This is a genomic window from Flavobacterium saccharophilum (genome assembly GCF_900142735.1).
Lineage (GTDB): Bacteria > Bacteroidota > Bacteroidia > Flavobacteriales > Flavobacteriaceae > Flavobacterium > Flavobacterium saccharophilum.
In genome coordinates, this window is sequence record NZ_FRBY01000007.1 from 75,180 (window position 1) to 96,250 (window position 21,071).

General features: G+C 33.9%; 13 protein-coding genes. 2 read left to right on the plus strand and 11 right to left on the minus strand.

Annotated features, from left to right (window positions below; genetic code table 11):
- Positions 1-85: 85 nt before the first annotated feature.
- The 9 genes from mdh to BUA98_RS20850 form a co-directional block, all read right to left on the minus strand.
- Positions 86-1,021 (minus strand): malate dehydrogenase, encoded by a 936-nt coding sequence (mdh, locus tag BUA98_RS20810; protein ID WP_072975713.1) that lies wholly within the window; start codon positions 1,019-1,021, stop codon positions 86-88.
- A gap of 107 nt (positions 1,022-1,128) precedes the next feature.
- Positions 1,129-3,069, minus strand: a complete 1,941-nt coding sequence (gyrB, locus tag BUA98_RS20815; protein ID WP_056204073.1) for a DNA topoisomerase (ATP-hydrolyzing) subunit B — start codon at positions 3,067-3,069, stop codon at positions 1,129-1,131.
- 347 nt (positions 3,070-3,416) lie between these two features.
- The gene (locus tag BUA98_RS20820; RefSeq protein WP_072975722.1) at positions 3,417-6,152 is read right to left on the minus strand and encodes a M16 family metallopeptidase; all 2,736 of its coding nucleotides are present in this window, start codon (positions 6,150-6,152) and stop codon (positions 3,417-3,419) included.
- Between the two features lie 305 nt (positions 6,153-6,457).
- On the minus strand, positions 6,458-8,074 hold the full coding sequence (asnB, locus tag BUA98_RS20825; protein ID WP_072975723.1) for an asparagine synthase B: 1,617 nt from the start codon (positions 8,072-8,074) through the stop codon (positions 6,458-6,460).
- Positions 8,075-8,384: 310 nt separating this feature from the next.
- Entirely contained in the window at positions 8,385-10,061 is a 1,677-nt protein-coding gene (asnB, locus tag BUA98_RS20830) for an asparagine synthase B (RefSeq protein ID WP_072975724.1), read from the minus strand.
- Positions 10,062-10,378: 317 nt separating this feature from the next.
- The gene (locus BUA98_RS20835) at positions 10,379-10,828 is read right to left on the minus strand and encodes a hypothetical protein (RefSeq protein WP_072975725.1); all 450 of its coding nucleotides are present in this window, start codon (positions 10,826-10,828) and stop codon (positions 10,379-10,381) included.
- Positions 10,829-10,982: 154 nt separating this feature from the next.
- A complete protein-coding gene (locus tag BUA98_RS20840; RefSeq protein ID WP_072975726.1) occupies positions 10,983-12,734 on the minus strand; it encodes a TonB-dependent receptor in 1,752 nt (583 codons plus the stop codon).
- Positions 12,735-12,884: 150 nt separating this feature from the next.
- Positions 12,885-13,748, minus strand: a complete 864-nt coding sequence (locus BUA98_RS20845; protein ID WP_072975727.1) for a PhzF family phenazine biosynthesis protein — start codon at positions 13,746-13,748, stop codon at positions 12,885-12,887.
- 85 nt (positions 13,749-13,833) lie between these two features.
- Positions 13,834-16,848: a tetratricopeptide repeat protein gene (locus BUA98_RS20850; protein WP_072975728.1), complete on the minus strand. Its 3,015-nt coding sequence runs from the start codon at positions 16,846-16,848 to the stop codon at positions 13,834-13,836.
- Between the two features lie 422 nt (positions 16,849-17,270).
- Here BUA98_RS20850 and BUA98_RS20855 point away from each other — a divergent pair, with 422 nt between their 5' ends.
- Positions 17,271-17,954, plus strand: coding sequence for a cell division ATP-binding protein FtsE (locus tag BUA98_RS20855; protein ID WP_026981884.1), 684 nt, complete (start codon positions 17,271-17,273; stop codon positions 17,952-17,954).
- The gene (locus BUA98_RS20860) at positions 17,954-18,841 is read left to right on the plus strand and encodes a glycosyltransferase family 2 protein (RefSeq protein ID WP_072975730.1); all 888 of its coding nucleotides are present in this window, start codon (positions 17,954-17,956) and stop codon (positions 18,839-18,841) included. The genes BUA98_RS20855 and BUA98_RS20860 overlap by 1 nt, the downstream gene beginning before the upstream one ends.
- Positions 18,842-19,584: 743 nt before the next feature.
- Here the strand turns inward: BUA98_RS20860 and BUA98_RS20865 are convergent.
- The gene (locus tag BUA98_RS20865; protein WP_072975732.1) at positions 19,585-20,670 is read right to left on the minus strand and encodes a glycosyltransferase family 4 protein; all 1,086 of its coding nucleotides are present in this window, start codon (positions 20,668-20,670) and stop codon (positions 19,585-19,587) included.
- Positions 20,667-21,071 (minus strand): sugar 3,4-ketoisomerase, encoded by a 405-nt coding sequence (locus tag BUA98_RS20870; RefSeq protein ID WP_072975734.1) that lies wholly within the window; start codon positions 21,069-21,071, stop codon positions 20,667-20,669. The genes BUA98_RS20865 and BUA98_RS20870 overlap by 4 nt, the downstream gene beginning before the upstream one ends.

Sequence of the window (21,071 nt, forward strand, 5' to 3'; positions counted from 1 at the left end):
CGAAAAGATTAACCAATTTATTTATTAATTAATCTCAAAAAAAAGACTGCAAAAGTGCAGCCTTTTCCTTTTTTTACCAAATTCTTTATACTAAAATCGACTTTAAGGCATCATTCATGCCTCTTACTGCATCTGCACTTTTAGCAAATAAAGCCTTTTCATTATCATTTAACTGAATATCCAAAATTTCTTCTACACCATTCTTACCTATAATACAAGGTACTCCAATGCATATATCATTTTGTCCGTATTCTCCTTCAACAAAAACAGAACAGGCAATCATTTTCTTTTGATCATTCAAAATACTATCAACTAAATACGCTACAGAAGCCCCCGGAGCATACCATGCTGACGTACCTAAAAGACCTGTAAGTGTTGCTCCTCCTACCATAGTATCGGCAGCGACCTTTTGCAATGCCTCTTCTGAAAGAAATTCTGTTACCGGAATTCCATTATAAGATGCTAAACGCGTCAAAGGAATCATAGTAGTATCACCGTGACCTCCAATTACCATTGCCGAAATATCATTTGCAGGCTTGTCTAAAGCCAAAGATAAATACGTTCTGAAACGAGAGCTATCTAAAGCACCACCCATACCAATAATTCTGTTTTTTGGCAATCCGGTAGATTTCAAAGCTAAATACGTCATCGTATCCATTGGGTTCGAAACAACAACTATAATAGTATTTGGTGAATGCTTTAATACATTCTCAGCAACTGTTTTTACAATTCCTGCATTAATACCTATTAATTCTTCACGTGTCATTCCCGGTTTTCTTGGAATTCCTGATGTAATTACTACTACATCACTTCCTGCTGTTTTAGAATAATCATTGGTTACACCGGATACTTTGGTATTAAAACCTGTATTTGTAGCACATTGCATAATATCCAACGCTTTCCCTTCGGCAAAACCTTCTTTAATATCCAACAACACTACTTCGCTGGCAATTCCTCTATAAGAAATAACATCTGCACATGTAGCTCCAACATTTCCTGCTCCTACAATGGTAACTTTCATATTTTATACTTTATCGGTTATTAATTAATTTATTTTATAAACGACAATTCGTTTAATCGTTTAAGTAAATTTAAACAATTAAACGAATTGAAGGCTAAACTTTTTTATTATGCATCGATATTTGCGTAAACAGCATTTTTCTCGATGAATTCTCTACGTGGTGGCACTTCGTCTCCCATTAACATTGAGAAAACTCTGTCGGCTTCTGCTAAACTATCAATAGTAACCTGACGTAAAGTTCTGAAGTTCGGATCCATTGTAGTTTCCCATAATTGCTCCGCGTTCATCTCTCCAAGACCTTTATAACGCTGGATCGCTGCACTACCTCCCATTCTTTCATTCGCCTGATCACGTTGAACATCATTCCATGCATATTCCTTTTTATTTCCTTTTTTAACTAAGTATAAAGGTGGCGCTGCAATATAAACGTGACCTTCTTCTATAAGCTCTTTCATAAAACGGAAGAAGAACGTTAATATTAAGGTAGAAATATGACTACCATCGACATCGGCATCACACATGATGATTACCTTATGATATCTTAACTTTTCAAGATTTAATGCTTTACTATCTTCTGCAGTTCCTACTGTAACTCCTAAAGCAGTAAATATGTTTCGAATCTCTTCGTTTTCAAATACTTTATGGTGCATCGCTTTCTCTACGTTCAGAATCTTACCACGTAAAGGTAAAATTGCCTGAAAGTTACGATCACGACCTTGTTTTGCTGTTCCACCAGCCGAATCTCCCTCGACAAGGTAAACCTCACATCTTGCAGGATCCTGCTCAGAACAATCTGATAGTTTTCCTGGCAATCCACCGCCACCCATAACAGTTTTACGTTGCACCATTTCACGCGCTTTTTTAGCAGCGTGACGGGCCTGGGCAGCCAAAATTACTTTCTGGATAATGATACGGGCATCATTTGGGTTTTCTTCCAAATAATTCTCCAACATTTCCCCAACAGCCTGAGAAACCGGAGAAACTACTTCTCTGTTTCCAAGCTTAGTTTTTGTTTGTCCTTCGAACTGTGGTTCTGCAACTTTTACCGAAATAATCGCTGTTAATCCCTCACGGAAGTCATCTCCCGCAATTTCGAATTTCAATTTATCCAACATTCCAGAGGCATCTGCGTATTTTTTAAGGGTTCTTGTCAAACCACTTCTAAAACCTTGTAAATGCGTTCCTCCTTCGTGTGTATTAATATTATTTACATAAGAGAAAATATTCTCTGTATAACTCGTATTATAAATCAAGGCAACTTCAACAGGAATTTCGCCTTTTTCATTATCCATGCTGATAACGTGAGAAATAATTGGCTCACGGTTACCATCTAAATAACGAATGTATTCTTTAAGACCTTCATCAGAATGGAAAACTTCAACTTTAAATTCTCCTTTTTCATCAACTTCTCTTTTGTCTGTAAACGTAATTGTGATTCCTTTGTTTAAGAAAGAAAGTTCACGCATACGTGCTGACAACGTATCATAAGAGAACTCTGTAGTCTGAGTAAAGATGGTATTATCAGGATAAAAAGTCTGACGTGTACCTCTTTTATCTGTTTCTCCGATTTGTTTTACCGGATATAATGATTTTCCTCTTTCATATTCTTGCTCGTAGATTTTACCGTCTCTAAAAACAGTAGATTTCATATGAACAGAAAGCGCGTTTACAACCGAAACCCCAACACCGTGTAAACCTCCTGAAACTTTATAAGAATCTTTATCGAATTTACCTCCGGCACCAATTTTAGTCATTACAACTTCAAGTGCAGAAACTCCTTCTTTTTTATGTAAATCAACTGGAATACCACGACCGTTATCTTCAACTGTTACCGAACCGTCTTCGTTTATTGCAACACCAATGGTATCACAATGTCCTCCCATCGCCTCATCAATAGAGTTATCAACAACCTCATAAACCAAATGATGTAGCCCTCGAACCCCCACATCTCCAATATACATCGATGGACGCATTCTTACGTGCTCCATTCCTTCTAATGCCTGAATACTATCTGCTGAATAATTGTTCTTCTTGATTTCTTCGCTCATATAATTTATTCTAAAAAATGTAATTATTGTCTAACACGCAAATATATAAAAACGCAAATTATATATCCGTTAAATTCCCATTTAAAGCACTTAAGTTATTAACACAATTGTTTAAAAAACTAAAAAATAGACCTAAAAGTCTACTTTAAATTCCAATAATGAAAATTCCAAATTCCAAAAACAGGAATAACATAAAAAAAATCCAAATTTTAAATTTTCAAATTCAAAAAAACTTAAACTTATTAGATACAAAATTAAAATCCGAAACAACTAAATGATGTTGTTTCGGATTCTATAATGTAACCCAAATTGGAATTTGGGTTTTCTAAAATTGGATTTTTCCTCCTTTATAGTTTTTTGTTAAAATCTCCTGCATAAACAGAAGTCATTTTATCTAAGCTTAAGTATTTTTTCAAAACAGCATTAACTTCTTCTACTTTTAATGCTTTAACTTTGTTTTCTAAGTCATCATAATCTTCCAACGGAACGCCGTATTGCAAATACGTATTTACAAGATTCATTAAAGTGTCATCACTTCCTAATCTCGTTTTTCTTTCATTTTGCCAGCTAACCAGGTTTGATTTTAGCTCTTCGGCAGTAAACCCATCTTTTAATGCTTTTGCGATCTCCTCTTTTGTAGCCGTTTCAACTGCACTCTTTTTAGTCGGATTTAAAAAAGCATAATACGACCATGAAGCAACATCACTCGTAATAGGCACGTCAATAAACGAACCCGCACCATAACTGATTCCTTCTTTTTCTCTCAATCTCATCGGGATTCTTGCACTTAAAAAACCTCCGCTTCCTAATATTTCATTAGCCATTACAAACGCTGGATAATCTGCACTGCTTCTGGTCATTTTAAAACCAATTCTTCCAAGAGCTACTGCATTTTCTTTATCTGGAGTTATATAATCTTTATCCAATACTTTTGTTTCAAAATAAGTAGGCTTAGCTAATTCATATTTTGATTTAGAGTTCCATTTTCCAAAAGTGTTTTCTAAAATCTGAACTGTAGATTTTGCCTCCAAATCTCCCACTACACTTCCAATACCATTATTTCCACCTAGTATGTTTTTATAAAAATCAACGATCTCGGTTTGTTTTATCTTTTTAAAAGCATCAATTTGCTCCTGAATTGTTGGTGTATAAAAAATACTGGACTTATCATATTTTGTAGTTTGTCTTGAAAGCTCGGTAAAAGCGACTGTTTGAGGATCATTAAGATTAGACTCCAAATAAGTATTATACTCTGTAATCGTTTTGGTTAATTCGTTTTCCGGGAAAGTAGAATTAACAAGCAAATCATTTAAAATCTCCATCACCTCTTTAAAACTTTCTTTATAAGTACTAATGTTAACCGACAACGTTTGTCCTGAAAAGTTAAAATAAATACTAGACTTCAATTGATCTAAACGGTCCTGAATTTGTTCTTTTGTTCTGGTCTTAGTTCCTGTTTTTAGTAATTGCGCAAGAATTCCGCCAGTATCCGTTTTTCCAGCCAAATCTTTTTCATTACTCACTGGAAATTTAAAATTAGCCTGAACTTTTCCTCCTTTTATTTCTTTTTTGATCAAACCGTATTTTACTCCATTACTTAGTTTACCTTCAGCAAAATTCTGCTTTAAATTTTTAATGGAAGCTTCAAATGCAGCTGCTTCTTTTTCTAAAGCCTTACCTTTATAATCTTTAGTTAAAGCAAGTACTTGCTCATCTGTATATTCAACAGATTTAACTCTTTGCTCATCTTTTGAAGGAATAAATATTCCAACCGTTCTATTATTACTTCTGAAATATTTCTCAGCAACTCTTTGAATATCTTCTTTTGTTAATTTTTCTACAGCATCTCTATACAAATAACCTAATCTAAAGTCACCTGCTCCAATAATTTCTGTTAGATTAATTGCAAAAGAAATAGTATTGTTTTTAACACCTTCAATTTGTTTAATAATCTTTGCTTTGGCTCTGCTTACGTCTTGGTCTGTATATTTAGTAGTAGGTATTTTATCCAATTCTGTCCTTACAATATCTCTCGTAGCCTTAATATCTTTGTCATTAGGAACAGCAACCCCAAAATACATAAAACTTGCATCTCTAACATTTGGCTGCCAAACATATACACTTGAAACTTTTTGGGTTTCAACCAGAGTTTTATACAAATAGCCCGATGGATCAGCAGTCAAAATTTCTCCTAAAGCATCAATAGCAGCAAAATCTTTATCTGCATAAGGAACCGTATGGTACAACGCCCCTACATTCTTACTATCACCTGCTCTGTTAAGCTCCACGAATTTTTCTCCATCCTGTGCTGGTTCAATTGTATATGTTTTATCTAAAACTCTTTTCGGTCTCGGAATAGCGCCTAAATATTGCCCAACATACTGCAAAGCTTTTTGCTCATCAAATTTACCTGCAATAATTAAAGTGGCATTGTCTGGCTGATAGTATTTCTCATAGAAAACTCTAAGTGTGTTTGCTTTAACTCTTTCAATATCTTCTTTACTTCCAATAGTACTGTTTCCGTAATTGTGCCACAAATAAGCTGTTGAAAGAATTCGTTCCTGTAAAACGCCATCCGGATTATTTTCACCTATTTCAAACTCATTTCTTACTACAGAAAACTCCTTATCAAGATCTGTTTGTAAAATAGTCGCATTAATCATTCGATCTGCTTCCATTTCAATACTCCATTTTAAATTTTCATCATTTGATGGAAAAACTTCATAGTAATTAGTTCTGTCTAACCAGGTTGTCCCGTTGGCAGCTCCTCCTTTATCAGAAAGCATTTTTTTGATGTCGCCCAGATTCTTAGTACTTTTAAAAAGCATATGCTCTAATAAATGCGCCATACCTTTTTCTCCATAACCTTCATTTCTGGAACCTACGTTATAAACAATATTCACCACCATATTGCTTTGAGAAGCATCTGGTATCAAAAGAACTTTTAATCCGTTATTTAATGAATACTCTTTAACACCTTCTACATTAGTAATGTATTTGGGCATTTCAGATTTTTGGGCATAAACTGAACTCAACGAAACAAATGAGCAGTACAAAATTCCACTTAGTAATAGGTTTCTCATAGATTGTGTTTGATTATTTAAAATAAATTGTTCTTGGTAATCAAATATAGTATTTTTCTTAAATAAGAAAAAACCTTATTAACTTAGTTTTAGCAATTTATAAAAAAAATAAAATTCCAAAAAAGAAATCCCAAATTCCAATTACTTGTGAAAAATTCCAAACATTAAATTCCAAATTCCAATTTTGAGCATAAAAAAATCCGAAATGAATCTATATCATTTCGGATTTATATTTTTTTTTTAAATTCTTAAATTCTCTTACGGAATTTAAGAATTGGAATTTGGAATTTCTTTTTTGGAATTTTTTAAATCACTACTCCGGATTTCGAGATCTCCTTATCCGCATTTACGTGCGCTGAATTTGCTCGACCGCTTGGATCCTGATTATCTTGCCATTTCGGAATCCATTTGCGTACTGTTTGAGCAGCGCTCACCTGTGGATAGTACTTATGGAAAATAGATCTATAAAAATAAGCTTCCTTTGTTGTTGGCGAATTGTATGGGAATTCTGCAGCAGCTCCTTTCAATTGCTCATCTGAGACCTGTTCAGTACAATATTCAATCAATTCATCAACCCAATTGTAACCAACTCCATCTGAGAACTGTTCTTTTTGTCTCCACAGAACTTCTGTTGGCAAATACGGATTTTCAGGTGTATCAAATGCTTTTCTTAAAATATATTTTTCGATACCATCGTAAGTTTTCGGCTGTTTTTCTTCTGTTTTAATTCGTATAGCGACATCCAAAAACGTTGTGTCTAAAAATGGAATTCTCGCTTCTAAACCTACCGCCATTGTTGTTTTATCAGCACGTAATAAATCGGCTGTAAAAAGTTTCTGAACTCGTTCAATTGTTTCATCCTGAAATTCTTCTGTAGAGGGCGCATTTCTAAAATACAAATGGCCTCCAAAAATCTCATCGGCACCTTCACCTGAAAGAATCACTTTTATTCCTTTTTCACTAATTGCTTTTGACAATAAATACATTGGTACACCAGCTCTTACTGAAATAATATCATAAGTTTCAATATGATAAATTACTTTTTCAATCATTTCTACAGCTTCCTCTACAGAAAAATGTATTTCGTGGTGTTCTGTTCCTAAAAATTCTGCCGCCTTTCTGGCAGCAATATTATCTGGTGAATTAGCACCTAATCCTATTGAAAATGAATTTAATTTCTTACCGCTTTCAGCATATACACGAGCTGTAATTGACGAAATTAGAGATGAATCTAGACCGCCTGATAACAAAACACCAAGAGGAGCTTCGCTCATTAAACGTTTACGGGTAGCTTCTACTAAAGTTTCGCGAATCAAATCTAAATCCAGACTTTCTACAGCTTTTTTGTGATCTTCGTACTCAGGTCGGTAATATTTTACAAAACCAGTTTTAGCTGTATAATAATGTCCAGGAGGGAAAGTTGAAAATGACTTACACTGATCGGCAATTGATTTCATTTCAGAAGAAAAATAAATTCTTCCTCTTTCATCTAATCCATAATACAAAGGTTTTACTCCAATTGGATCCCTTCCGGCGATATAATCATCCCCATCAATAACCACGAAAGCAAAATCTCCGTCAAGCATATTACAAAAATTGTATCCAAATTCCTCGTACAAATGGACAATAACTTCTGAATCTGATTTTGTTCTAAATGTATACTCTTTTAAAACAGTGTTTTTTAATTCCTGATAGTTATAAATTTCGCCATCATGAACCATCCATGCATTAGTTGTTCCCTGAATTGGTTGCTTACCTGTCTGTAAGTCAACAATTGATAAACTTTCATGACAAATAACACTCCCGTTTGTCATTATACGCATATCATTCTCATCGGGGCCTCGATGCGACATTCTTTTAGAAAGCTCTTTTACAAGTTTTGGATCTTTTCCTTTACCGATAACTGCCAATAATCCAGACATAAAATTCTATTTTTTATTATTAATTTTTCACTTCCCTCATGAAGTGAATTAACTTTAAAAGTTGATTGAAATTTCAACCTTCAGCAAAACTAATTATTATTCCCGCTTTTCTCTGAGAATCCTTCCTTAATCTTATCGATTTAACTCTTTTTCAACAAATGTCAAATATAAAAAAGAAAGTTAAAATATTACTAAAAAAAGACCCTAAGTAGTTGAAATTACGAACTTAATAATTTAAGAGACAAAAAACGTCCTCTAAAATAGAGAACGTCTTTACTTAATATATACTAAATTCAAAATTCATTTTTTTTTATGCTTTCTCATAAGCATCATCGTGTACACTTGCTACTGCTCTGCCTGAAGGATCGTTCATGTTTTTGAAAGCTTCATCCCATTCTAAAGCAATTTTTGTACTACAAGCCACACTAGCTTCCTGCGGCACACATAAAGCGGCAGCATCACTTGGAAAATGCTCAGCAAAGATAGAACGGTAATAATATTCTTCTTTTGAAGTTGGTGTTTGTAACGGGAACTTAAATCTTGCATTTGCCAATTGTTCATCTGAAACTTCTTTAGCCACAACTTCTTTCAAAGTATCAATCCAGCTATATCCTACTCCATCAGAAAATTGTTCTTTTTGTCTCCATGCTACGCTTTCCGGTAACATATCTTCAAAAGCTTTACGAACTACCCATTTCTCCATCGGGTGTTCTTTGTTGATCATTTTATCTTGTGGGTTGATGCGCATTGCAACATCCATAAATTCTTTATCTAAGAATGGAACACGACCTTCGATTCCCCAGGCAGCCAAACTTTTATTAGCTCTTAAACAATCGTACATATGAAGTTTTCCTAATTTACGAACGTTTTCTTCGTGGAATTCTCTTGCATTTGGTGCTTTGTGGAAGTATAAATATCCTCCGAACAATTCATCTGCACCTTCTCCTGACAGCACCATTTTAATTCCCATTGATTTAATAACTCTCGCCATCAACCACATTGGAGTCGAAGCTCTAACCGTAGTTACATCGTACGTTTCTAAGTTGTAAATTACATCACGAACCGCATCTAATCCTTCCTGAATGGTGAATTTAATTTCGTGGTGAATCGTTCCAATATGTTTTGCTACAACCTGAGCCGCTGCTAAATCAGGAGAACCATCTAATCCAACTGAAAAAGAATGTAATTGCGGATACCAGGCATCTGTAGTATCATCAGATTCAATACGCTTTTGTGCAAATTTTTTGGCTACAGCAGAAGTAATAGAAGAATCTAAACCTCCGGAAAGTAAAACTCCGTAAGGAACATCACTCATTAATTGTCTGTGAACTGCTGCCTCTAAAGCTTCCTTAATTGCAGGAATACTGGTTTCGTTATCTTTTACGGCATCATATTCTGTCCAGTCTCTTTTGTACCATTGTACAAATTCACCGTCTTTGCTAGTCATATAATGTCCTGGAGGAAACAATTGAATTTTTGTACAATATCCTTCCAAAGCTTTTAATTCAGAAGCTACATAAAAAGTCCCATGCTGATCCCAACCAATGTACAATGGAATAATCCCCATATGGTCACGAGCAATAAAATACTCATCTTTCTCGACATCATAAATTGCAAATCCGAAGATTCCGTTCATTTCATCAATAAAGTGTGGACCTTTTTCTTTATAAAGTGCTAAAATAACTTCACAGTCACTTTCCGTTTGAAAGTTATATTTTCCTTCAAATTGTTTACGCAATTCTCTGTGGTTGTATATTTCACCATTTGCAGCTAAAACTAACTTTTTATCTTCTGTAAATAAAGGTTGTTTTCCAGAAGCTGGATCAACAATCGCCAAACGTTCATGAGAAAGAATTGCTTTATCATTACTGTAAATCCCGCTCCAGTCTGGTCCACGGTGACGGATGATTTTAGACATTTCTAATACTTGAGGTCTTAAAGTTTCGGCTTTTTGTTTTAGATCAAAGGCACATACGATTCCGCACATAATTCTATATTTTTAATTGTAAATTTTATTTTGATAAGGCAAAGATGCGGTATTGGTTATAATTGAAAAACATAAATATTCATTTCAGTTATAATTTTTAACCATAATTTCATATTTACATATAAAATGTAAAATTTTAACACAAAAAAAAGCCCTGAACTTGAAAATTTCAATTTCAGGGCTAAATGAAGCACAAAATTCAAGGTTTTAAAGATATCCTTGAACTATATTTTGATATTTTAAAGAAACGCTAATAAAAATTCAACAAGAAGAACAAAACTTGTTCATAAATTACCCTTTACTCAATCCTGAATAAATTATTCAACACTTTCAATCGTATAATGCGTCTTATTAATTTCAAATTGAAACCCAACTTTATTCCCCATTAAATGAGAACCTAAAGGAGATTGTGGAGAAAGTGCAATTATATTAGTTCCGTCAATTGAAATTTTAGGAAGCGCGACACTCAAATACAAATGAATTCCATTGGCTTTTACCAAGCTTCCGGAAATAATATTCTCTGTTGTTTTTGAAGCATCAATTTTATCTAAAATCGCTTTTTGCGTTATGGCTTCTTTTAGTTTATTAGTGAGTTTCTCCTGTTCAATATGCATCATCGACAAAGCGGTTTCATGCTTGTCACCAGCGGAACCTTTGGCATCGTTTTTAGAATCTTCCGTCAAAGCCGAAATCATGTCTCTAAAAACATCTATTCGATCCTGAACCATTTGTAAATAATGGGAATGTATTTTTTGTTTGAAGCTCATATGTGTATTGCCACGAAGGCGCTAAGTCGCAAAGATCGTAAAAAAAAGTTAGCCACGAATTCACGAATAAAATATTAATTTACTTCGTGAATTCGTGGCTAAAAATTATATTACAATAAACTTTGTGCCTTTGTGCCTTAGTGGCAAACTTCTTTTAAAAATCGAATTTATAATTTCCGCCTACTAAAACCTGGAATCCCTGAACCGGGTAATTCAACCATCTTTCGTAAGCCTGATTTCCTATATTATTCAATTTTAAGAAGAAAGTCAAACGCTCGCTGTATTTGTATCCTAAATGTGCATTGGCATCAAAATAGCTTTTCAATGTAACCGGAACACCAAGTGTTGCAACATCTAAATTGGTCTGCATGTCCTTACGTTCTCCCACAAAGAAAACATTCAAACCAGCATACCATTGTTTGGTAATGTTTACATCTAAATTTGAACTTAATTTCATTGAAGGTAAATTCCATGCCTCTAGACCATCTTGTTTATAACTGTTAAAAGTTCCGTTGATTCCGAAAGAAACACTTTTAGAAAAATCAGCTTTTAATTCTGCATAAAAACGTAACGTTCTTACGTCATCATAAACTACTCCAAACGAGTTTCCAAAAGCATAATTCTGGTTATCAAAATTCTCTGTATAATCATTGCTTTTAAACAATGCTTTGTCTTTTTCGTTTAAATAAGAACCTGTCAAATTATAATTGATATTGTTAGCCAATTTTCCTTTTAAACCAGCAAAAACATTATACTGATTACTTGTAGGTCTCATGTTTAAAGTTGGAGATAAAAATGGATTTTGAGTCACAAAATCAGCATATGAGTTCTGATTTAAGCTACCATTTACTCCTGTGTAGAAAATCATTAAATCACCCACTAATTTATAAGAAGCATTTACTTTTGGATAAATATAGAATTTGTTTCCGCTGTTTTCAGAATCTAATCCGTAGTATAATCCTGCTCCCAATTCTAATGTCCAGTCGTTTTCATGTACTACAAAACTTGGCTCAATTCCAAAATTAGTTAAACTGTATTTTAAAGGTTCCGTATTATCGCGGGCATAATTATTTTCGAAAGAGCCACTTACGTGATCCAAAATAATATTTGTATTTATCGACTGATCCATTACATCTACTTTAAAAGAAGGCTTCAGATAAAAACGGTTTTCTGAAGAGGAAAAACTATCTGAAAAATGCGTAAATCTGGTGTCAATTTTATTAAAAATTCCTTCGTTGAATTCTATATTTCCACCTAAAGAAATTGTATTATAAGAATGATTCGGATTAATTCCTCTAATTAAATCTTCTTGTGTTTCAGGAGGCAAAGTCATTCCAAAATCAGTCGGCAAACCGTACCAATTATATAATTGATTTTGGTATCCTAAATCTATCGCCCATGACATGTCGCGATTATTTACACCATAACCCACATTCAGAGCCGTATCATAAAATTCATCATTCAGATTCACATCTTTGATTCCACCCTGAGAAGAATGATGACGAAACATTCCGGCCAAATAATCATTGTTTCCTAAATCTTGTGTTACAAATAATTCAGCATTTAGAGTCCCATAATTCCCAACGCCAAGAGTTGCATAATTACTGAATAATCTTTCTTTTTTTGATTTCTCAACACCTGCAGCGTTTCCTTTGGAAGGCGTAAAAGTTGATGCCACCGGAACCGACAAAATACTATATTTAATAGTTTCTTTTGGCTGATTTCCGCTATCGTCAAGCGAAGGAGTTTCTTTCACTTTAAAAGCATCCGATATTGTTGGTGAATAAGGCTTTACTACATTTACCGTTTCAGTTCCGATGCTTTCATTTTTCTTCTGAGCAAACGAAAGCTGAACAACAAACAACAGTAGTAAAATGATGGTTTTATTTTGGCATTTAATTTTCATACTTTATTTTTTTTTCAGAGAAAAGAACAAAGAGTAAAGAGTAGACTTCCAATCTTTGCTTTCCAATCTATATTCTATTATCTATATTCTTATTCTGTTCTCTATTTTCTATTTTCTAATATCTTTCTTCTTTACTCTTGTCTCTATTTTCTAGATGTCCCACTCTCCTTTTGCAACAAACTGCGCTTTCCCTCCAATCTGAATATCAAATTGATTATCCGTTAATTTCCCTTTGAAATAAATCTGGGAAGGACGGCCTATATAATCTCCCTGATAATTAGTCAATTCAAATTCAGGTTTATGATACTTTAGCAAAAAAGCCTGCAGGCATGTGCTTGCACTTCCTGTTGCCGCATCTTCTACCAATTGATTATGTTCAATACACAACATTCTGCTAAACAATTTAGAGCCTTCTAAATAATAGAAATACAAGCCTCTGTGTGCTGTTTTACAATGCTTTTTTAGCCATTCATCAGTTTTATCTTTATCCAGAACTAAATTTTCTAATGCTCTTTTACTACTTAACCCTACCATTACAAAAGCACTTCCGGTTGTCACTTCCTGAATTGGAAATTGATTTTCAAAATCCTCTTTTTTCAGATTACTAAATCCTGTAAAATCTTCTTTTGAAAAAATATCCCAAAATTTTGGCTGTGCCGCTTTTAACCAAATCAGTTCTTCCGTTTTGTGAATCGCAATGGGTCCTATCGGAACATTTAATTTTATATTTTCAGGTGAATTCTCAAATACTTTATTCATCAAAACCCAGGAAGTACCAATAATAGGATGACCTGCAAATTGCATTTCATGGGCCGGCGTAAAAATTTTAACGTCGGCACTATTATTTTCTCTATCCAGTTTTGTTATAAATGTACTTTCCGCAAAATTAATTTCGCGTGCCATATTTTGCATTTCTTCTAAACTCAAATTTCCTGCATCCAAAAAAACCGCCAACTGATTTCCGGCATATTTTTTATCGGCAAAAACATCAACTATATAAAAAGGTAAACTCATTTCTTTATTTTTTTTAGAGAAAAGATGCAAGATGCAAGAAAATAGACTTCTTGCTTCTTTCCTCTTTCTTCTTGCTTCTTTATTCTTATTTACTGATAGACGAATTCGTTTTAGACTCTTCTAACTTAATCGCACTTAATTCTTTTTTAGCTTCTTCAACTACATCCGGGAAATCTGTAAAATTGTTGATTACGTTGTCTAGAATGTAAGTTGCCTGATAACTATCTTTTAATCCGTAGAAGTTTTTTGCCATTAAGACCAAACTCTTCGCTCCGTAATATTTATAACCAGAATAATTTTTTGCCAGTTTTTGAACTGAAACATTCGAAGCATCAAACTTTCCTTCTTTCGTTTTAAAGTATGCATCGTAATACAAAGCTTCTGCCGCTAATTCTCCTTTAGAAGTGGTTGATAATTTTGCGTAGGCAGTTTTAGCTTTATCTTCATCGCCTGTCTGCATTGCGGCACGTGCTACTATAATCTGAGCATCTGCTTTTACATTCGCATCTGCTTTTGGATTCTGTAATACTTTATCTGCTGAAATTACCGAGTTATCATAATCTTTTTTGTCGTAATAACACTTCATCAAATTAGCTTGCGCGAAGTTTTTATTCTGAGCAGAATCGGCTTCATTTTCTAAGCGCACTAGTACAGGAATCGATTTATCACAATCTTTTGCTTTAAGATAAATCTGAGCCAATTTATTTAAAGATTGCTCAGTGAACTCACTTCTTGGCTGCTCAATTACATATTGATAACTGGCAATCGATTTAACTTCTGAACCTTCAGCATAAAGCAATTGTGCCAAATAAAAATTAGCCTCAAGTGCGTGTAAGCCTGACGGAAATTTACTCACATAACCATTAAAACCAGTAATTGCCTGCTTACTATTATTTTGACTGTATTGCTTAAAAGCAGCATCATAAGTATCATTATCCAATTCAGCATCGGTAACCGAAACAAAATCTAAAGTACGCACCCAAGTCGCGTATTCATCTACTTTTCCTGAATCAACATAAATTAATCTTGCTGTAGAAACAGCCTCTAAAGCTTCTGGTGTTTTTGGGAATTCGGCCGCCACTTTTTTGAATTTTATCAAAGCCTGCTCATCACGATCGGAATTGTAATAGATCAGACCTTGTTTCAAAATCGATTTTGAAGTAAACGAACCATTTTTATATTCTGAAATTAACTGGTCATAGGTTTTAATCGCCTGATCATTCTTTTTCTCCGATACATACGTATTTCCTAACTCATACAAAGCATCATCACGATACTCTGATTTTTTGTACATCTGAAGAAAATTATTCAACTCCTCTACTTTCTTATCATTTTTAGACATAAAACCATATGAAATTGCTTTTTGAAACTGTGCATAATCAGCATCAACGCCTTTTGCAGCGATTGCTTTTGCATACGCTTCGTTTGCTGCAGTGTATTTTGAAGTTACAAATCGGGAGTCTCCTAAACGCAAATACGAATCATTCAAACGTGATTTATCTGATGGAGCATTATCAATTTGAGCCTGAAATGAAGTGGCAGCCTGATCGTAATCCTTTAATTTAAAATACGTGTATCCAATATTATAATTGATGTTTTTATATTCTTCAGTCGATTTTGCTGCTGCCTGACCTGCAAACTGTTTGTAGGTTAACAATGCGTTCTGAAAATCCTCTGAAAGGTATTCTGTCTCCGCTTTCCAGAAAGTTGCACGTGCCGTAAACTCAGGTGTTTTTTGTTCGCTGACAGCGCTTTCGAACATTCTACCGGCTTCAGCATAATTCGATTCATTATACAATTCTAATCCTCTGTAAAAAAGTACTTTTTGGTAAGCCGCCTTGTTTTCAGCCGATCTGTTTTTCTCTAGTAAGACCAAAGCTTCTTTGTAGTTTTTGGAAGAAATATAAGAGTCCACCAATAGTTTTTCTACTTCAGCTTTGCTGGAATTGTTTGGGTATTTCTTTAAGAAATCAAGCAGAATTCCAGGAACGGTTTGGTAAGCATTTCCTATTTCATAACTTAATTTAGCATAATTCAATGCTGCATCTTCCTGAATTTGTGCATTGAATTCCATTTCAGAAGCATTTTTAAAAGCATTTAAAGCTTCTTGTTTTTTGCCTGTATTTAAATAACTTAATCCCAGATGATAATACGCATTTTGTGCTACGAAATCTTTTCCTTCAATGATTTTGTTGAATTGAGAAATCGCTTTTTCATATTCTTTTTGCTCGTAATAAGCATATCCCAATTGATAGAAATCAGTATTATTCCACTTTCCTTTTTTACCGGCATATTGCTCTAAATACGGAATCGCTTTTCCGTATTGTTTTAGATTGAAATAGCTTTCTCCTATAATTTTATTCAGTTCTGATTTTTCTATTTCATTTGATTTCCCCATTGCTTTTTGACCCAAATCAATTGCCTTTTGGAAGTTTCCTAACTTGAAATTCATATCAGCCTGATAGTACGAAAGTTTTTCTTTGTATTTTTCTTCGCCTGAAACTTCATCAAAATATTTGGTTGCTTCTTTATAATCGTCACCTTCGTAAGCCATAAATCCTAAGTAATATTTGGCCTGAGAACCAAATTCAGGAGAGTTTACTACTTTATTAAAATAAGTTGTGGCTTCTTTTTTCTTTTTAGCATTGAAATAACTGTACCCTTTCTGAAAATTGAATTTATCAGCATCCGCTTTGCTCATGTAGCTTTCATCGACCTTATCAAACCATAATAGCGCTTTTGGATAATTTCCCTGTTCAAAGAAAAACTGTGCCACTTCAATATAGGCTTGATTTTGTTTGGTACTTGTTGGATAATCGCTGACAAACTTTTCCATCAATGCATCGGCATTCGGCTGATTGGTTCTGATGGCGCAATTGGCGATATAATAAGCGCAATCTGATTTTACTTCTTCAGTCTGTGCATTATTTTTTACATATTCAAAAATATGTTCTGCCGAAGCGTACTGTTTGTCATTATATAAAGCCAGTGCTTTGTCAAAATCCTTTAAATCGTAAGTATATATAGCTGATTTTTGTGCCGAAACTGTGGTCGAAATGAGGATTATTTGGAGTAAAAAGAACCAGGAAAATTTACGCATTGTAATTATATTTAGTATTCAAATGTATCATTTTATACCGTCTATAACGAAACGTTTCGCGCATTTATTATGAACAAAAAATATAACATGTGTTATTTTACAGCTTCTGTGCGGGGATTTTTCCACCATATAAGTCATGTAAGTAATTATAAGTTAGGTGTTTTTAGCAACTTAATTAACGCCAAAGGTCATATAAGTTTTTTTGAAATAAAAACCGTAACCACAATCTACTAATATGACCTTATATAACTTATATGGTGGAAAATTTTTCGCAATAAAATGTTTTCCACAATCTACGGAAATGACCTCATATCACTTATATGGTGAAAAATTTCTATTTCAATATTTTATCAGAAATGATTGAAATTTATTTTGAATCCAACCGTTAACTTCTTACTTTTACCAATCAAATCAATTTTATTATGTCACAAACCGTACTGTCTCTTAAAGAAGTCACTATATATCAGGAAGGAAGAAAAATTTTATCTCATATTAATTTAGATGTTCAGCATGGCGAATTCATCTACATCATTGGAAAAACAGGTTCCGGAAAAAGTAGTTTCTTAAAAACTTTATATGCAGATTTACCTTTAACAGAAGGAGAAGGTCATATAGTTGAATTTGATCTGGCGACTTTAAAGGAAAGTGATATTCCGTATTTGAGACGTAAAATTGGAATTGTATTTCAGGATTTCAAATTGCTTCCGGACCGTTCTATAAAAGACAATATGTTGTTTGTTTTGAAAGCAACAGGTTGGACTGAAAAAGAAGCTATGGAACACAAAATTGATGAAGTTCTGGACAAAGTTGGTATGAAAGATTTCGTTAATAAAATGCCACATCAGCTTTCCGGAGGTGAACAGCAACGTGTAGCAATCGCCCGTGCTTTATTGAATGATCCTGAATTTATCCTTGCTGATGAACCAACCGGAAACCTTGACCCGCAAACGAGTTCTGAAGTTCTAGAAGTATTGAAAAATATTAATGCGCTGGGTAAAACGGTTATCATGGCAACGCACGATTATGCTTTGCTGATGAAATTCCCTTCTAAAACATTGAAATGCGAAGATGAAAGAATCTTCGAAGTGGTACAACGCTCTGTGTAATGCTTTCCATCTTAATTCCGGTTTATAATTATACTGTTTTACCACTTCTAAATGAGTTAGTAAAGCAATGTGATGATAGTCGAATTACTTTTGAAATTCTTTGTCAGGACGACGCATCCAATTCACAAGAAAACACAATCAATCAAGAAGTTAACCTCATTCCAAGTTGTTCATTTTTCGTAAATGAAATCAATCTAGGAAGAGGAAAAAACATCAATTCTTTAGCTCAAAAGTCAGTTTATGACTGGCTCTTAATTCTCGATTGTGATACTTTTCCAGCTGATTCTAATTTCATCCAAAACTACGTTAACGTAATTTCAGATTCAGCAAAAAAAATCTTTTTTGGCGGAATTATTTACGAAGATAAAAAACCTGAGAAAGAGCAGCTTTTACGTTGGATTTATGGGCAAAAAAGAGAAACTTCTTCAATTCTAACTTCTAATTTATTGATTAAAAAAGACGTTTTTCTGCAACATCCTTTTGATGAATCTATTACAAAATACGGCTATGAAGATTTATGTTTTTTCTCTGTTTTGAAAAAACATAATCTTGAGATTTCCCAAATTGAAAATCCAACTTTTCATTTGAATTTAGAAACTTCAGAAGTCTTTTTGAATAAAACGAAAACCACTTTAGAAAATCTTGTTTTTCTTTATAATTCAAACAAAATTTCATCAGAAGACAGTAAAATCATTAAAGCTTTTGAATTGCTAAAAAAACTAAATTTAACTCGATTTGCAGCTTTTCTTTTCAAAAAAAATCAAATCAAAATTGAACGGAATTTACTTTCTGAGAACCCTTCTTTGTTCTTGTTTGATCTTTATAAGTTGGGCTATTTTTGTAGATTAAAGAACAAAGCTCCAGAGGAGCATAATGTTTATAACTAATCCAACAACATCGTAAAAGAAAGCTCCAGCGGAGCGACATTCACATTACATAAAACAAACATGCCACCCCGATGGGGTTTTGGAAATCATAACATCTATCTGTTTCTATAAACATCACGTCCCGCTGGGACTTTAATTCTGTAAGTTGAAACATTTTTCAAAGCAAGACAAAGCTCCAGCGGAGCATAATGTTTATAGCTAATCCAACAACATCGTAAAAGAAAGCTCCAGCGGAGCGACATTCATATTACATAAAACAAACATGCCACCCCGATGGGGTTTTGGAAATCATATCACCTATCTGTTTCTATAAACATCACGTCCCGCTGGGACTTTAATTCTGTAAGTTGAAACATTTTTGAAGGCAAGACATAGCTCCATCGGAGCATAATGTTTATAGCTAATCCAACAACATCGTAAAAGAAAGCTCCAGCGGAGCGATATCCATATTGCGTAAAATTTAAATATGCCACCCCGATGGGGTTTTGGAAATCATATCAGCTATCTGTTTCTATAAACATCACGTCCCGCTGGGACTTTAATTCTGTAAGTTGAAACATTTTTGAAGGCAAGACATAGCTCCATCGGAGCATAATGTTTATAGCTAATCCAACAACATCGTAAAAGAAAGCTCCAGCGGAGCGATATCCATATTGCGTAAAATTTAAACATGCCACCCCCGATGGGGTTTTGGGAAACATAAATATCAATTTCTATAAATATTGCATCCCTCTAGGACTTTACTATAAACTCTCCAAAAACTCCCTCCACTGCTCCATTATCTTTTTAACCGAATACTCTTTCGAAGTCTCTTTAGCATCCAAACCAAATTTCGCTCTTACTTCTTCATTTTCAATCAAAAAAGAGAGTTTCTCAACAAACATTTCAATATTATTATCGGGAATCAGAAAACCATTTTCAGCATTTGTAATGATCGCTAGTGGGCCAGTCGGGCAATCATATGAGATACAAGGCAGGCCAGAAGCCATAGCTTCCAATAAAACCATTGGAAATCCTTCTGTTCTGGAAGTCATTACACAAATAGAAGCTTTCAGATATTTCTTCTGAATGTTTTTGACAAAATGCAAATAATTGATTCCCGATTCGATTTCTAATTTTATTGCGTCTTGTTCCAGAGCATCGACATCATCCGTATAAATATCTAATGTCCAGTCAGGATATTTTTCGCCAATTTCTTTCCAAATCAACAACAATCGGTCTAAACCTTTTTCATATGAATTTCGTGCAATTGCAATTACTTTTTTCTGTTTTAAATCGGCATATTTTTTAGTTTTTATCCAGGACGGATTCGGAATCACAACGCCGTTTGCAACATTCCATTCTTTTAAATTTCCTTCAGAAAGCGCTACTATTTTGGTAAATTTTCGAGCGCCGAAATCTTTGAATTGATATTTTGCTTTTTGAATTGACTTAGAAATAAAGTTCGTTTTTTGAAATTCTTCTTCAATAAATTTAGAACCATGACATTCAAATACAATTGGAGTTTTCGTTTTGGCTATAAAAGGAAAAACAAATGCTTTTAGACCATTATCAGCCACCAAAATAACATCTGGTTTTATTTCGCTAATCTTTTGATTAATTTCTTTTTGAAAAGAATTGAAGAACTTAAAAACATTGCCTTTCAAAATCATATTATGAAAAACAACTTCTGAATCAAAATCATAAAATGGTATTTCTTTGTCTTCATTTTGAGATAAAATATGAACTTCGTAACCAAAATGCTCCACAAAACAATTGGCTTTAATAGCCAAAACTCTGGCAACTCCGCCAGCATTTTTTATTTTAGGAACAATGTAAAGCAGTCTCATTTTTTAGATTTCAAAAAAACATCATAATCCCGAATATAATCGGATTCTTCAAAAACATCAGAAGCCAAAACCAGACAAACAGCACCGGAAGAGAAATTTTCCAGTTCTCTCCAAATTCCTTTTGGAAGATGCAAACCAATATTGGGTTTGTTCAGCAAATAACTTTTTTTATTGGTACCGTCATTTAAAGTTACTTCAAAACTTCCGCTTAAAGCAATCAAAACTTCGTGTTGTTCAATATGCGAATGTCCGCCACGAAAAGCACTGCTCGGCACATCAAAAAGATAATAAACACGTTTGAACTCAAACGGTAAAATATCGTTTTGAATAAAAGCCAAATTCCCGCTTAAGTCCTCTACAACCGGAATTTTTAGTAATGCTATGTCCTGAATTGTTGTCAT